The sequence below is a fragment of the Pseudomonas sp. H2_A10 genome, assembly GCF_054680085.1.
Genome location: NZ_CP162821.1, coordinates 4,294,798 through 4,308,618, shown reverse-complemented (window position 1 = coordinate 4,308,618; position 13,821 = coordinate 4,294,798). Strand labels below are relative to the sequence as shown.

General features: G+C 59.6%; 11 protein-coding genes and 1 pseudogene. 9 read left to right on the top strand and 3 right to left on the bottom strand.

What is annotated here, in order from left to right; all coding sequences use genetic code 11:
• Positions 1–120: 120 nt before the first annotated feature.
• Together AB4O23_RS20195 and AB4O23_RS20190 are read right to left on the bottom strand one after the other, a co-directional pair.
• Entirely contained in the window at positions 121–402 is a 282-nt protein-coding gene (locus AB4O23_RS20195) for a peptidylprolyl isomerase (protein ID WP_065878367.1), read from the bottom strand.
• Between the two features lie 100 nt (positions 403–502).
• Complete coding sequence (locus AB4O23_RS20190) at positions 503–997, bottom strand: DUF1543 domain-containing protein (RefSeq protein WP_017527978.1); 495 nt, start codon at positions 995–997, stop codon at positions 503–505.
• A 106-nt stretch (positions 998–1,103) separates the two neighbouring features.
• Here AB4O23_RS20190 and AB4O23_RS20185 point away from each other — a divergent pair, with 106 nt between their 5' ends.
• On the top strand, positions 1,104–1,925 hold the full coding sequence (locus AB4O23_RS20185; RefSeq protein WP_017527977.1) for an aldo/keto reductase: 822 nt from the start codon (positions 1,104–1,106) through the stop codon (positions 1,923–1,925).
• A 53-nt stretch (positions 1,926–1,978) separates the two neighbouring features.
• Here AB4O23_RS20185 and AB4O23_RS20180 read toward each other — a convergent pair whose 3' ends face one another.
• Positions 1,979–2,494 (bottom strand): Hcp family type VI secretion system effector, encoded by a 516-nt coding sequence (locus AB4O23_RS20180; protein WP_460060348.1) that lies wholly within the window; start codon positions 2,492–2,494, stop codon positions 1,979–1,981.
• Positions 2,495–2,974: 480 nt separating this feature from the next.
• Between AB4O23_RS20180 and tssA the strand changes: the two genes are divergently transcribed.
• The 8 genes and pseudogenes from tssA to AB4O23_RS20140 all read left to right on the top strand — a co-directional run bounded on the left by tssA (position 2,975) and on the right by AB4O23_RS20140 (position 13,696).
• Positions 2,975–4,522: a type VI secretion system protein TssA gene (gene tssA / locus AB4O23_RS20175; protein WP_017527975.1), complete on the top strand. Its 1,548-nt coding sequence runs from the start codon at positions 2,975–2,977 to the stop codon at positions 4,520–4,522.
• Between the two features lie 30 nt (positions 4,523–4,552).
• Positions 4,553–5,050 carry a type VI secretion system contractile sheath small subunit gene (gene tssB, locus AB4O23_RS20170; protein ID WP_017527974.1) on the top strand — a complete coding sequence of 166 codons (498 nt, stop codon included), beginning with the start codon at positions 4,553–4,555 and terminating at the stop codon, positions 5,048–5,050.
• Between the two features lie 28 nt (positions 5,051–5,078).
• Positions 5,079–6,554 (top strand): type VI secretion system contractile sheath large subunit, encoded by a 1,476-nt coding sequence (gene tssC, locus AB4O23_RS20165; protein WP_017527973.1) that lies wholly within the window; start codon positions 5,079–5,081, stop codon positions 6,552–6,554.
• A complete protein-coding gene (gene tssE / locus AB4O23_RS20160) occupies positions 6,551–6,970 on the top strand; it encodes a type VI secretion system baseplate subunit TssE (RefSeq protein WP_065878371.1) in 420 nt (139 codons plus the stop codon). Before tssC ends, tssE begins: the two co-directional genes overlap by 4 nt.
• The gene (gene tssF, locus AB4O23_RS20155) at positions 6,960–8,747 is read left to right on the top strand and encodes a type VI secretion system baseplate subunit TssF (RefSeq protein ID WP_068934775.1); all 1,788 of its coding nucleotides are present in this window, start codon (positions 6,960–6,962) and stop codon (positions 8,745–8,747) included. Before tssE ends, tssF begins: the two co-directional genes overlap by 11 nt.
• Positions 8,711–9,719: pseudogene (tssG, locus tag AB4O23_RS20150) on the top strand (type VI secretion system baseplate subunit TssG). Before tssF ends, tssG begins: the two are co-directional and overlap by 37 nt.
• Positions 9,720–9,731: 12 nt before the next feature.
• Positions 9,732–12,167, top strand: coding sequence for an AAA family ATPase (locus AB4O23_RS20145; protein WP_068934779.1), 2,436 nt, complete (start codon positions 9,732–9,734; stop codon positions 12,165–12,167).
• Positions 12,164–13,696, top strand: a complete 1,533-nt coding sequence (locus AB4O23_RS20140; protein ID WP_068934781.1) for a sigma-54 interaction domain-containing protein — start codon at positions 12,164–12,166, stop codon at positions 13,694–13,696. Before AB4O23_RS20145 ends, AB4O23_RS20140 begins: the two co-directional genes overlap by 4 nt.
• Positions 13,697–13,821 lie beyond the last annotated feature (125 nt).

Genomic DNA, 13,821 nt, shown 5'->3' with positions numbered 1-13,821 from the left:
TCTTGAACGCCGGGTGAAGAAGAATAAGGATTTGTACGCTAACGGCATCAGCGTCGCCAGTCATCACATGCACAACGGCCCACCAAAAGGCGGGCCGTTGTTTCAAGCATCATCCAGGCATCAGTCCTGACGGCTGGTGACTTCCAACAGGTGGTAGCCGAACTGGGTCTTGACCGGGCCTTGCACGGTATTGACCGGAGCGCTGAATACCACGGTGTCGAATTCTTTAACCATCTGGCCTGGACCGAACGAACCCAGGTTGCCGCCGTCGCGGCTTGATGGGCAGCTGGAGCTGGCTTTGGCGATCTCTGCGAAATCAGCGCCGCCTTCGATTTGGGCCTTGAGTTCGTTGCACTTGTCTTCAGTGGAAACGAGGATGTGACGGGCGGTGGCTTTGGCCATGGTGGGTAACTCCTTGAATGAAAAGGGTGAGCGTACCGGATTCAGGCGGTTATTTCCCGGCAAAGTTCCCATGGATTGCCTGGGCGGCGCAGTTGGGCGCTCAACCCAGGACGATATAGTCGTTCTGCCGGATGATGGGATGGTGCGGGTCTTGCACCAGATGCAGGTAACGACCGTCCACCAGGTCGATCGGCAGGCAGTCATCAATGTCCATCACCGCATCCGTATGCGCCTGAGACCAATGCCGCAGCATCTGTTGCTTGCCCTTGCTCTTGGCTTCCTGTTTGTTACGGGCGACCACCAGTAAATAGTGGTGCGCCTCACCGAAACTGTCGGCTTCATAACCGCCCAGGTTGATGAAGTACAGATGATGCGCACCCGCTTGTGGCGCCAGATGGCTGAGTTCGATTTTCCACCCGTCGACGCCATCCACGGCCATCCACGAATCAATGTGCATGCCCTTGGGGCTGCCGAACCACGCATCACGCAGTTGTGGGTAGGTGGCTTGCAGCGTGTCCGCGACGGCAAACACCACATCATGCACTTCGATCCTGGCCCGTGGGTGCTTGCCCCCGAGCATAACGACAAACAGCATTGCAGGTCCTTCCTGGCGACTTGGCAGACGCCAACCATACTTCGGTTGAACCCTTTTGTCCGGTCAATGCCACACTGTTAACCCGCGAACTCATCAGGAGGTTGTTATGCGTACCATCGATCTGGCGGGTGTGCCCGTCCCTGTCATTGGCCAGGGCACCTGGCGCATGGGCGAAGACCCGAGCCGGCGCCGGGAGGAAGTCGCTGCGTTGCAACTGGGAATCGACGAAGGCATGACCCTGATCGATACCGCTGAAATGTACGGCGAGGGTGGCGCTGAAGAGGTCGTCGGTGAAGCCATTCGTGGCAAGCGTGACCAGGTGTTCCTGGTGAGCAAGGTGTACCCGCACAATGCCAGCCACAAGGGCGTTCCGCGCGCCTGCGACGCCAGCCTGCGGCGCCTGGGTAGCGACCATATCGATTTGTACCTGCTGCATTGGCGGGGCCAATACCCCCTTGAAGAAACCGTCGAAGCCTTCGAACGCCTGCGCGAGGCCGGCAAGATCGGCCGCTGGGGCGTCTCCAACTTTGACGTGGCCGACCTGCAGGAGCTCGCATCCCCGGCCTGCGCCACCAATCAGGTGCTCTACAACATCCAAGAGCGCGGTATCGAATTTGACCTGTTGCCCTGGTGGCAACAGCACCATTTGCCGTTGATGGCGTACTGCCCGATCGCGCAGGGCGGCGAACTGTTGTCCAGCCCGACCCTCAAGCAGATTGCCCAGCGCCACGACGTCACACCCGCCCAGGTTTCCCTGGCCTGGGTTTTGCGCCAGGACGGCGTAATCGCCATTCCCAAGGCGGTAACGCCGGAGCATGTGCGGCTTAACGCGGCCGCCGCCAACCTGGTGCTCGACGAGCACGACCTGGACGCGATCGACCGTGTGTTTGGCGCGCCCAAGCGCAAGCACCCTTTGGCGATGGTGTAGCGGCTGGGCAGAAACGGCGCCGTCCTTGGCGACCGTTTCTGCCCGCAACCGACTTAACCCGCTACCGGGCTGCGCCAGTCATCCGAACCCGAGGTACCGGACACTTCATGGGTCCAAACAATTTTGCGGTAGGTGAAGTACACATCTTCCAGGTGCGTAAAGTGCGCGTTGTCCGGGTCCTGACAGTTGGGCATGCGCGACTGGATGTCCACGAGGGTCGCGCCTTCCAGTTCAATGGTGAAGTAATGTTCCTGGGTGCCGGCCGAAGAGGTCCGGAACCATTCCAGCCTGCACTTGACCTCTTCGCCGCTGGTCAATGCGCTGAACAGCAACGGTGAGGACTTATCGAAGACCTTGCTGATCATCAACGGCTTGTGAACTCTCTGGCCCGTTGGCTGGCCCGACTGCGGGTCCCGCGGAATGATCACCTGATGGGAAAAAGCCTGGACCAGAATCTGGTCCTCGTGGCCCTCCTGATAGATGTTGCCTATCGAGTCCTGGGTAAATGTGCCTGCCGTAATCAAACCTTGCTTGACACCGGTGATAGAAAGATACGCGGGTGTTGGCATGACGGGTTTCCTTGCCTTATTTGAGAGGTAGTTCCAGCCGGCAACTGTGCTGGTTGGAACTATGCCTCTAACAAGAAGTGTGCCAGAAAGTGCTAGCGCCAATAACGGCGCGGGGTTGATGGGCAATAAGATATTAATTTAAATAAGTTTGCTGATTTTCAAGTTCTTATAGTGCAGTGTTGTTTGCACATTACTGCGCATTTAGTTGCTCATTGAGATGGCGAGCCCGTGAGTGCTGTTTGCAGCTTAATCCTGCGCTGTTCAAGGTTTTACCTGCGCAAAATGCTGCGCACATGCGGGTTTTACTGGGCTGTAGGATGTTTCTTAAGTGTCGTCCCAATACTTGCCGAATGGTATTTGCATGGCTAAGGTTTGCGAACTTCGCGGCAGAAGGTGCGAAGTTTAATTGATGCGCTGGCGCACTATTTAAACAGTGTGTTGGTTCGTCGCTCGGATCTTGATGTTCATCTGCGGTTCACCATGGCTTATTTGAATAAACTCTGCGCCTATTACCTTGATCTCGGTCAGTTGCCCTGTTCGCAAACAAGTTTTGCCGGCAGCGATATGCGCTATTCGAATGAATACGAAGCCTTGGAAGTCGAGCTGGCAAAGGTGCAGTCCATTCACGGTGCCGGCCAGCCGGATTGGCAAAAAGTCGTGGAAACCAGCGAGCTGCTGTTGCGTGAGCGGTCCAAGGATCTACGGGTGGCTGTCTGGCTGGCCTGGGCGCTGTACCAGCGCGAATCGTTCCCTGGCCTGCTGGCGGGGCTCGGGTTGCTGCGCCACCTGTGTGACCACCATTGGGCTGCCGTGTACCCGCAAAAGCTGCGTACCCGCAGCGCAGCATTCGGCTGGTTGACCTTGAGGCTTGACTCGCTGTTTGCGCAAAACCTGGCGCTTCAAGACCAGCAACCCTTGTTCCGATCGATGCTGGAGCTTCTGACGCACCTTGATGAACGCTGGAGTCTGCATTTGGGCGATGACGCGCCACTGTTGCTGCCCATTCGCCGGCAATTGGACCAACGCCTTGAGCGCGCCGCGCAAGGCCAGGCGCCCGCAGCCGCTGTGAGTGGGGTCATTGCCCAGGTCAAGCAGGCGACTACCCAACTGCTCAAGCCCGAGCCGGTGCTCAACAACGAAAAAGACGCACATAAATTGTTGCGTGCCCTTCAGGAACAGGCTCGTCCGTTATGTGCCTGGTGGCTGCGCCAGCAGGCTACCGACCTGCGTGCGCTGAGCCTCAATCGCACACTGGCATGGCTGGTCATCGTCAGTTATCCGAACGCCGACAATCAGCGGGTCACCGCATTGCGTGGGCCGGCACCGGACAAACTCAAGCGTTACCGGGAGCGTTTCGCCCAGGGCGAGCATGCCGATCTGCTGCTTGAACTCGAGGCCAGCCTGGCGGGTGCGATGTTCTGGTTCGATGGGGTACGCATGGCCTGGCAGTGTCTTGAAGCCTTGCAGGCGGACCTGGCCATGACTGAACTCGAGGTCAGCTTCGCACTGTTGCTACAGCGCTTTCCGGATCTGCCGGAGTTTCGCTTTCACGATGGCGCCCCGTTTGCCGACACGGTCACTCGCGACTGGATTGCGTTGCATGTTTCCCGTCACCTGAAAAAAACCGAGGCTCCCGTTGGGGTGGCGGATGCGCAACCCTGGGAGGTCGCGTTGCAGGAAGTGCTGCCCAGGCTGCGAAAGGACGGGCTCAAGGCGGCCGTGCAGGCACTCAAGCAAGGCGCGTGCGCCGCCCGGAGTGACCGCGCCCGCTTCCATTGGCAGTTGGTCCAGGCCCGACTGTGTATACACGCGGGTAAACATGAGCTGGCGAAGATCCAGCTTGAGCACCTGGATATCGAATTGCAGCGCACGGGCCTGGAGCGCTGGGAGCCTGAACTGGCCTTGCAGGTCGCTCAGCTTTTGTACCGCTGCTGCGACCTGATGCCACACAACCATACCGCTCGCGAGCGCAAGGAAGACACCCACCGCAGGCTGTGCCTCTTCGATCTTGAAGCGGTACTTGAATAGGCTTTCGAGCCATGAAAAAGGAGAAATACCGTGGCCAAAGAAGGTTCGGTAGCACCCAAGGAACGCATCAATATCACCTTCAAACCTGCCATCGGCGGGGCGCAAGAGGAAGTCGAGCTGCCGTTGAAACTGTTGGTATTGGGGGATTTCACCCAGCGTGAAGACGTGCGCAAGCTCGAAGATCGCAAACCCATCGCCATAGACAAGAACACGCTCGATGAAGTGTTGGCCAAGCAGGCATTAAGCCTGACCCTGAGCGTACCCAATCGCCTTCAGGAGGGCGCCGACGTCGAAGAGTTACCGATTCGGGTGCAGATCAATTCAATGAAGGATTTCACCCCGGCGAACCTTGTGGAACAGATTCCCGAGTTGCACAAACTGATGGCCTTGCGTGAAGCATTGATGGCCCTCAAGGGGCCGCTGGGCAATACGCCGGGCTTTCGCAAGGCCATTGAGCATGCCCTGGCCGACGACGACAGCCGCGCCCGGGTACTCGCGGAGTTGGGGCTCAATAGCCCTTGCGCCTGACACTTTTCAGTAAAAGGACACTGACGCCATGAGCATTCAACAGAACCCGATCACTGCCCACACCGCTGATGATTGCAGCATCCTCGATAACATCATTGCGCAAACGCTGCTCAGCGCCGACGACGAGGCCTATGGTATTGCCAAGCGTGGCGTCTCGGCATTTATCGAAGAATTGATCAAACCGCAAAACAGCGGTGAACCGGTCAAGAAACGCTTGGTTGACCGGATGATCGCCGAGATTGACGAAAAGCTCAGCCGGCAGATGGATGAGATTTTGCACTGCCCCCAATTCCAGGCTTTGGAAGCGGCCTGGAAAGGGCTTCAGCTGTTGGTCGAGCGCACCAACTTTCGCGAGAACATTAAGATCGAGCTGCTGAACGTCTCACGGCAAGACCTGCTCGATGACTTTGAAGACTCGCCGGAAGTTACCCAGGCGGGGCTCTACAAGCATGTCTACAGCGCCGAATATGGTCAGTTTGGCGGCCAGCCGGTGGGCGCGATCATTGCCAACTATTTTCTCTCTCCCAGCGCCCCGGATGTGAAACTGATGCAGTACGTTTCCAGCGTGGCATGTATGGCTCACGCGCCTTTTATCGCCGCCGCCGGGCCGGCTTTTTTCGGGTTGGAAAGCTTCACTGGCCTACCTGACCTGAAGGACCTCAGGGACCATTTTGAAGGCCCGCAATTCGCTAAATGGCAGAGCTTTCGCCAGAGCGAAGATGCCCGGTACATAGGGCTGACCGTGCCACGCTTCCTGCTGCGCACGCCATACGACCCCCTTGAATGCCCCGTCAAGACCTTTGCCTATAGGGAAAACGTGGTCAACAGCCATGAGCACTACCTATGGGGCAATACCGCCTACGCATTTGCCACGCGTTTAACCGATAGTTTCGCGCGGTTCCGCTGGTGCCCGAACATCATTGGCCCGCAAAGCGGCGGCGCGGTGGAAGACTTGCCGTTGCATCACTTCCACAGCATGGGCGAAATCGAAACCAAGATTCCCACTGAAGTGCTGGTCTCCGATCGTCGCGAATACGAACTGGCGCAAGAAGGCTTCATTGCCTTGACGATGCGCAAGGGCAGTGACAATGCGGCGTTCTTCTCCGCCAGCTCGGTGCAGAAGCCCAAGAATTTCGGCATCAGTGCCGAGGGCAAGGAAGCTGAGTTGAACTACCGCTTGGGTACCCAACTGCCCTACATGATGGTGGTCAACCGCCTGGCCCATTACTTGAAGGTGCTGCAACGCGAGCAACTGGGCTCGTGGAAGGAGCGTACCGACCTGGAACTGGAGCTGAACAAGTGGATTCGCCAATACGTTGCGGACCAGGAAAACCCCAGCGCCGAAGTGCGCGGGCGGCGACCGCTGCGCGCGGCACGCATCGTTGTCAGTGACGTCGAGGGCGAGCCTGGCTGGTACCGCGTCAATTTGAGCGTACGTCCGCACTTCAAGTACATGGGGGCCGACTTTACGCTGTCGCTGGTTGGCAAGCTCGACAAAGAATGAGCAGGCGTCAGGGGAGGGGCCCCAACCAAAGCCTTTTCGAGCGGCTTGATTGCCCGGCAGCGACTTCGCCATGCGGCATGACCTCGGTGGCGGTTCACCTGGGGAAAATGCTCAGCATCCGCGCGGGAAGTGTGCAGGCGCTGCCGGATTACGGCTTGCCGGACTTCAATGACATGAACCGCAGCCTGCATGAATCCTTGAGCCAGTCGCGCTTGCTCATCGAGCGTTTTATCCGGGCCTACGAACCTCGCCTGAAGCATGTGCGAGTGCGGGCATTGCCTCGGGATCACGACGTGCTGGTCCTGGCGTTTGCCATTGAAGCGACGCTGAGCATCGACGGGGTGGCGCAGCCCGTGGTGTTCACCGCCCGACTGCGTGACGCCGGACAGGTCGAGGTGTCGCCGGATGTCTTTTAACCGTTATTACCAAAGCGAGCTCAGTGCATTGCGTCAACTCGGGCGACGTTTCTCCGAGCGCAATCCGGCGCTTGCGCCTTTTCTTGCGGAACCTGGGCAAGACCCGGATGTAGAACGTCTGCTGGAGGGGTTTGCGTTCCTCACCGGTCGCCTGCGCCAGAAGCTGGATGACGAACTGCCTGAGCTGACCCACTCATTGATGCACCTGTTATGGCCCAACTACATGCGGCCCATGCCGGCGTTCAGCATCTTGCAGTTCGACCCGTTGAAGCACGCAGGTCCAGGTGTGCTGGTGGCGCGAGGCACGCCTGTCGAAAGCGCATGTGTCGAGGGCGAGCGCTGCCGCTTTCAGACCTGTTACGCCACTGAGGTCCTGCCGCTGCAACTGAGCGCGCTCGACTACAACGTTCAAGGGGAGCAGGGCGTGTTGAGCCTGCGCCTGGACATGAGTGCCGAGGGCAACTTCAGTGGGGTGCGGTTCGAACGGTTGCGCCTGCATCTGGCGGGGGATCGCTATATAAGCCAAGGGTTGTACCTGAGCCTGTTGCGTCACCTGGAGGGTATCGAATTGCTGCCGTTGGGGCGCGATGGAGAGGTACTCACAGGCGTTGACGGCGAGGCCCTGTCGCTGCGATTGGACGCCGACCAGGTACAGCCGGTGGGGTTTGCCGAGGAGCAGGCGCTTATTCCCTATCCACAAAATACCTTTCGAGGGTACCGCCATCTGCAGGAGTACTTCGCTTTCCCTGACAAGTACTTGTTTGTCGAGGTGGCCGGGCTTGATGCAGTGCAACGTTTGCCCGATGAGCTTCTCAAGCAGGCCTGCGGCATAAGGCTGTGCTTCGCGTTGCGCGCGCAGCCCCAGGAACTCCAGCGACCCACACTGGATAACGTAAAGCTGTATTGCACGCCCATCGTCAACCTGTTCAAACACGATGCGGTGCCGATTCGCCTGGACGGTAAACAGGATGAGTACCTGCTGGTTCCCGGGGAGTATGCGCGAGGGAGCGCCTGTGTATTTTCCGTGGATAAGGTCACGGGGTGGCGCCCTGGTGGGTTGGGGTATCACACCTACGTACCGTTTGAGTCTTTCGAGCATGACGGCGATACCGATGTGTCGGCCGCGCCCCCGAGCTACAGCATCCGCCAGCGCGCCTCGGCGCAACACACCGGCCTCGATACATGGCTGGGGTTCAGCGGTGGCCAGGCACATGTCCAGGAAACACTCTCGGTCGAACTGACATGCACCAATCACAACCTGCCCCGGCAATTGCAGGCTGGGCAGATCAACCAACCTTGCGAACAGACCCCGGAGGGGTTGTCGTTTCGCAATATCAGCGTCCCCACCGCCAGTTTTGCGCCGCCTCTGGACCAGGATTTTCTCTGGCGGCTAATCAGCAACATGTCGCTCAACTACTTGTCACTGAGCGATATCAACGCGTTGAAGGTCATCCTCGAAACCTACGACCTGCCGCGTTATCACGACCGGCAAGCATTGAAGATCAGCCAACGGCGGCTGGGGGCATTGCGGTCCATCAGTCATGTGGCCGTCGACCGCCTGCACCGTGGAATACCGTTTCGGGGATTGCGGGTCGACCTCAACATCGACGCCCAGGGCTTTCTGGGCCAGGGAGAAGCATTTGTATTCGCCTCGGTGCTCAACGAATTTTTTGCGCTCTACGCCAGCCTCAATGCTTACCACGAACTCAGAGTCATCAGCACACAAGGAGACGTGTACCTATGGCCACCCCGGATGGGCCAGCAGCCTCTGCTTTGACGGAACTCACTCGCGTCATCCGCGAGTATTCGTTGTTCCAGGCGGTCGTGCAGGTGCTCAAGCGCCTGCGCGACGCGCATCCTGCGTTGGATGACGACGCCTTGTATGACCGGTTGGAATTCCAGGCGAATCCAAGTCTTGGTTTTCCTGGCCACGATATCGAGCGGGTGGAATTTTTTGTTGAGCGCGGGCAGTTGCGCGCGCGTCTTCGCCTCAATGTGCTGGGCCTTTGCGGTGCGGGTTCGCCGCTGCCGGCTTTTTATGGCGAGCAGGCGTTCGCCGACGGGTTGGGCGGTCACGTAACTCGAGACTTCCTGGATGTGTTTCACCATCGTTTGCAGCGGCTGATGCTGCCGATCTGGCGCAAGTACCGCTACCGCGCGAGTTTCCAGAAAGGCGCAGTTGATGCTTTTTCCGAGCAGATGTTTGCGCTGATCGGGCTGAGGGGGGCGACAAATCCGCACGGCGGCGCAAGTGGATTGCAAGCGACTGCTGCCGTACCTGGGCTTGCTTGGGTTGAGAGTGCATTCGGCTGCCTTGATCGAGACGGTGCTGCGTTACTACTTCAAGCACAACCGTTTGTTTATCGAGCAATGGGTTGAACGCACAGTGGTGATTGCTCACTTGCAGCGAAACCGCTTAGGCGTCACCCACAGCGCGTTGGGTTCGGACCAGGTGCTGGGAAGCCGGGTCGCGGATCGCAGCGGTAAGTTCAGGGTGCACATACAAAACCTGGACTGGGAGCGTTTTCATGGGTTTTTACCCACGGGGGCGGACTATCCGCAGTTGTGCTCGCTGGTTCGACTGACCGCACGGGCGCCCCTGGAATATGACCTGTGCCTGGTGTTGACCAGGGAGGAAATAAGGCCGTTGCGCATCGGCGAGCACAACGTCTGTCGATTGGGCTGGGCCAGTTGGCTGGCGCACGAGTGCGCCGATGGTGTGGTCATCGTGGCCGGCAATGCTCATTAGGGACGAGTGATTATGATGAATGTAGACCTGCAACAACTTATCAACACATTGACGCCCCTGGCCCGTCGAGATTTGGAGCGTTCGGCCGAACGTTGCGTGATGCGCGGTGGCAGCGACGTCCTGGTTGAAGACCTGCTGCTGGCCATGCTTGAACAACGGGATGGCCTGCTGGTGCGGGCCTTGGCCGATGCGCAGGTCGAGGCTGGCGAACTGGAAGCCGCACTGCAGCCCAAGGGGCAGGCGAGCGCGTCGCGCAATCCGGTGTTCGCCCCGGCCCTTGTGCAATGGTTGCAACAAGCGTTGATGGTGGCGCATCTGGAACTGCGCCAGACCGAAGTGGACCACGGTGCCTTGTTACTGGCGATCTTGCGTCACCCCCAGCACGCGGGCAGCGCCTATCAAAGGGTCTTGAGCCGTTTGGATACGCAGCGTGTGCTTGAGTTTACGTTGAGTCAGGTTGCCGCTATCCCCTCGTCAGCCAGGGGTGAGTCGTTGTTGGCGCGCTTTACCCATGACCTGACGAGCCAGGCCCATGAAGGGCGTATCGACCCGGTGTTGTGCCGTGACGTAGAGATTGCTCAGTTGATCGACATACTGATGCGCCGGCGCAAGAACAATCCGATTCTCGTCGGCGAGGCCGGGGTGGGCAAGACCGCCGTTGTCGAGGGTCTGGCCCTGCGCATCGTCAACTCACAGGTGCCGGAGCCCCTCAAGGCGGTACGGGTGCTCACGCTGGACATGGGCTTGCTGCAAGCCGGCGCCAGCATTCGGGGCGAGTTTGAACGCCGTCTCAAAGGCGTGATCGATGAGGTCAACGCCTCGCCGCAGCCTGTGATTCTGTTTATCGACGAGGCGCATACGCTGGTGGGCGCGGGCGCCCAGGCGGGTGGCGGTGACGCCGCCAACCTGCTCAAGCCGGCTCTGGCGCGCGGTGAACTACGCACCATCGCGGCCACCACCTGGTCTGAATACAAAAAATACTTCGAAAAAGACCCTGCCTTGGCGCGACGTTTCCAGCCGGTGCTGGTCGGCGAGCCCAGCGTGGAGCAGGCAATTTCGATCCTGCGCGGGCTGGCGCCGGTGTATGAAGCCAGCCATGGCGTGTATGTCCGTGACGATGCCGTTGTCGCGGCGGCTCACATGAGCGCCCGTTACCTGGCCGGGCGGCAGTTGCCCGACAAGGCCGTCGATGTACTGGATACTGCCTGCGCCCGCGCACGAATCAGCCAGGCAACCGCACCTGAGGCGCTCCAGCGCCTGAACGCCGAGCATGCTGAAGGCTTGCAGCAGCGCGAGGCAATGAGTCGAGACAAGGACACCGGGCTACCGGTGGACGAGCAATCCTTGTGCGCATTGAACGTGCGATTGGCGGCTGTCGAGATCGAACGTCGGGTTTTGGAGCAAGCCTGGCTTGAGTCGCAAGCGCGGGTCGAACCGGCGCGTGTCTGCCCGCGATTGGTGGCACAGGTCATCAGTGCCTGGACCGGTATTCCGGTTGAGCAGTTGGCACTTGAACACAGTGAAACAGTGTCTGGTTTTGCCGACGCGTTGCGCTCACGCATCCTCGGTCAGGAGCACGCGGTGCTGGCGCTCGACCGTAACCAACGCGCGGTCGCCACCGGTCTGAACAAGGCCGACGCTCCGGTTGGGGTGTTTCTGTTGGTGGGCCCAAGTGGCGTGGGCAAGACCGAAACGGCCCTGGCCCTGGCGGATTTGCTGTACGGCGGTGAGCGGTTTGTCACTACCCTCAATATGTCTGAGTTTCAGGAGAAGCACGCGCTGTCTCGGCTCATCGGTGCCCCGCCGGGTTATGTGGGGTATGGCGAGGGCGGGGTACTGACGGAAGCCGTGCGCCAACGACCTTACTCGGTGGTGCTGCTCGACGAGGTCGAAAAGGCCGATCCGGACGTACTGAACCTGTTCTATCAGATCTTCGACAAAGGGTTGGCCAATGATGGCGAAGGCCGAGAGATCGACTTTCGTAACACGCTGATCCTGATGACCTCCAACCTGGGCAGCGAATGCATCGTCGATCTATGCGCAGGGGGCCGGCGGCCAGATCCGCAGGTGTTGCAAGACGCGATACATCCGCTGCTACGCGATTACTTCAAGCCGGCGCTGCTGGCGCGCATGCGTGTCGTGCCCTATTACCCGGTTGTAGGTGAAGTGCTGCATGACCTGGCAAGGCTCAAGCTGGACCGCCTGGGGCAACGGCTGAAACTGCGCAACCTGGCGTTCGGTTACACGCGCGAACTGATCACCTATATGGCCGAGCGTTGCAACCACTGGGACAGCGGTGCGCGGTATATCGACCAATGGATCGAGATCCACCTGTTGCCCCAGATGGTTGATCGCCTGTTGGAGGCAATGGCCTGCGGCGAAACCCTGTCGCGGGTCCATGCATGCCTGGATGCCGGCGGGCAACCGACCTGTGAGTTCAGCCAATGAGCGACAATCTGTTTGCCCAATTGCCCCATCCCTTGGACTACGCCGATGTGCTGCTCACCTGGTTCGCTCGCTTGGGTATCGACGCTGACGAGACCACATTAGCGCAGCTCTGTGTGACGGCTGCGGCACAACTAAGCCAGTGCGAACTTGCCCAATTGTATTGGCGCGACGAGGTGACAGGGCGCCTCGACCTGATTGCCCAGCATTTGCCCGGCGCACTGGCGCTTGGCGAGCCGGCAAGTAGCCATGACTTCCAGCATGAGCAATTGCTGCACTATGTCCTCAGCCAGGGCCACTCTTTGAGCCTGGAGGACCTGGCCAACAGCGTCTACGAAAGTGCCTTTCTGCCGGCCGCGAGGTTGCCCTGGCAGGCGTTGTCATGCGTGCCATTGTCGGGGCGGCGCGCGAGCGTGACGGGCCTGTTGTTATGCGCCAGCCAGCGTCCCCGATCCTTGCAGGGCCATGGCCCGTCATTGCGGTTGCTGGGGAGTTTCGCCTTGAACCAGCTGGGCGTTTTGAAGGGGCTGTGCCTTGTGCAAAGCGCTTCCCCGACAAAACCTGGCACGCCGGTCGCCCGGACGGCGTATGGGCTGATCGGCAACAGCACAGCCATGGACGAAACCTACCGTTTGATTGGCAAGGTGCTGAACACCTCGTACACAGTTTTGCTGCGCGGCGAGACCGGGACCGGAAAAGAGGTGGTGGCGCGGGCCATTCACGCCAGCGGGCCGCGTAGCGGCAAAGCCTTTGTGGTGCAGAACTGCGCCGCCTTTCCCGAAGGGTTGCTGGAAAGTGAACTGTTTGGCTATCGCAAGGGTGCGTTCACCGGCGCCGAGCGTAACCATGCAGGGCTGTTCGACGCCGCGCATGGCGGAACATTGCTGCTGGACGAAATCGGCGATATGCCGCTGTCATTACAGGCCAAGTTGCTGCGGGTGTTGCAGGAGGGCGAAATCCGTCCGTTGGGAGCCAGTGCAGCCCACAAGGTCGATGTGCGCATCATCGCCGCGACCCATCGCGACCTCGCTGCAATGGTGGCCGAAGGCAGCTTCCGTGAGGATCTCTACTACCGATTGGCGCAATTTCCCATCGAACTGCCGGCCTTGCGTCAGCGGGGCGGTGATGTGTTGCTGTTGGCGCGAGAGTTCGCGCAAACAGCGTGTACGGCACTCGGCTGTACGTCGGTGCAGTGGTCCAGTGCGGCCTTGGATCAACTGTCGAGCCATGCTTTCCCCGGCAATGTGCGCGAACTCAAATGCCTGGTGGAACGTGCCGTACTGCTCTGCGATGACGGTGTGATCTTGCCCGCGCATTTGTGCCTGTCGCCAGCGCCGACTGCCATGGCCCTCGATGCAACGTTGCGCCAACGCCTGGAGCGGGTTGAGCGGGTATTTTTGATCGACTGCCTGCACAAGAACCGTGGCAACCGAACCCGCACCGCCCGTGAGTTGGGGGTTGCGCGCCGCACGCTGCTGTACCGCCTGGCACGTCTGAATATTCCCTGCAGCGATGCCCGAGGGGAAGGCTGAATGGTGCGCGCATGGACCTGGTGCTTCGACGCCAGCCTCATTTTCCTGGGAGATACCTGATGCTTCTTCGCCCCTGGCACGCCTTGGTGCTTGTGTTGTGTTTGCTGAGCGGTTGTAACGGCAAT

What these genes read in the sequence shown, in the direction of transcription:
- AB4O23_RS20190 (WP_017527978.1), bottom strand. Translation starts at nt 997, where the DNA reads ATGCTGTTTGTCGTTATGCTCGGGGGCAAGCACCCACGGGCCAGGATC.
- tssC (WP_017527973.1), top strand. Translation starts at nt 5,079, where the DNA reads ATGAGCATTCAACAGAACCCGATCACTGCCCACACCGCTGATGATTGC.
- AB4O23_RS20145 (WP_068934779.1), top strand. Translation starts at nt 9,732, where the DNA reads ATGATGAATGTAGACCTGCAACAACTTATCAACACATTGACGCCCCTG.
- tssA (WP_017527975.1), top strand. Translation starts at nt 2,975, where the DNA reads ATGGCTTATTTGAATAAACTCTGCGCCTATTACCTTGATCTCGGTCAG.
- AB4O23_RS20140 (WP_068934781.1), top strand. Translation starts at nt 12,164, where the DNA reads ATGAGCGACAATCTGTTTGCCCAATTGCCCCATCCCTTGGACTACGCC.
- tssF (WP_068934775.1), top strand. Translation starts at nt 6,960, where the DNA reads ATGTCTTTTAACCGTTATTACCAAAGCGAGCTCAGTGCATTGCGTCAA.
- AB4O23_RS20185 (WP_017527977.1), top strand. Translation starts at nt 1,104, where the DNA reads ATGCGTACCATCGATCTGGCGGGTGTGCCCGTCCCTGTCATTGGCCAG.
- tssE (WP_065878371.1), top strand. Translation starts at nt 6,551, where the DNA reads ATGAGCAGGCGTCAGGGGAGGGGCCCCAACCAAAGCCTTTTCGAGCGG.
- AB4O23_RS20195 (WP_065878367.1), bottom strand. Translation starts at nt 402, where the DNA reads ATGGCCAAAGCCACCGCCCGTCACATCCTCGTTTCCACTGAAGACAAG.
- AB4O23_RS20180 (WP_460060348.1), bottom strand. Translation starts at nt 2,494, where the DNA reads ATGCCAACACCCGCGTATCTTTCTATCACCGGTGTCAAGCAAGGTTTG.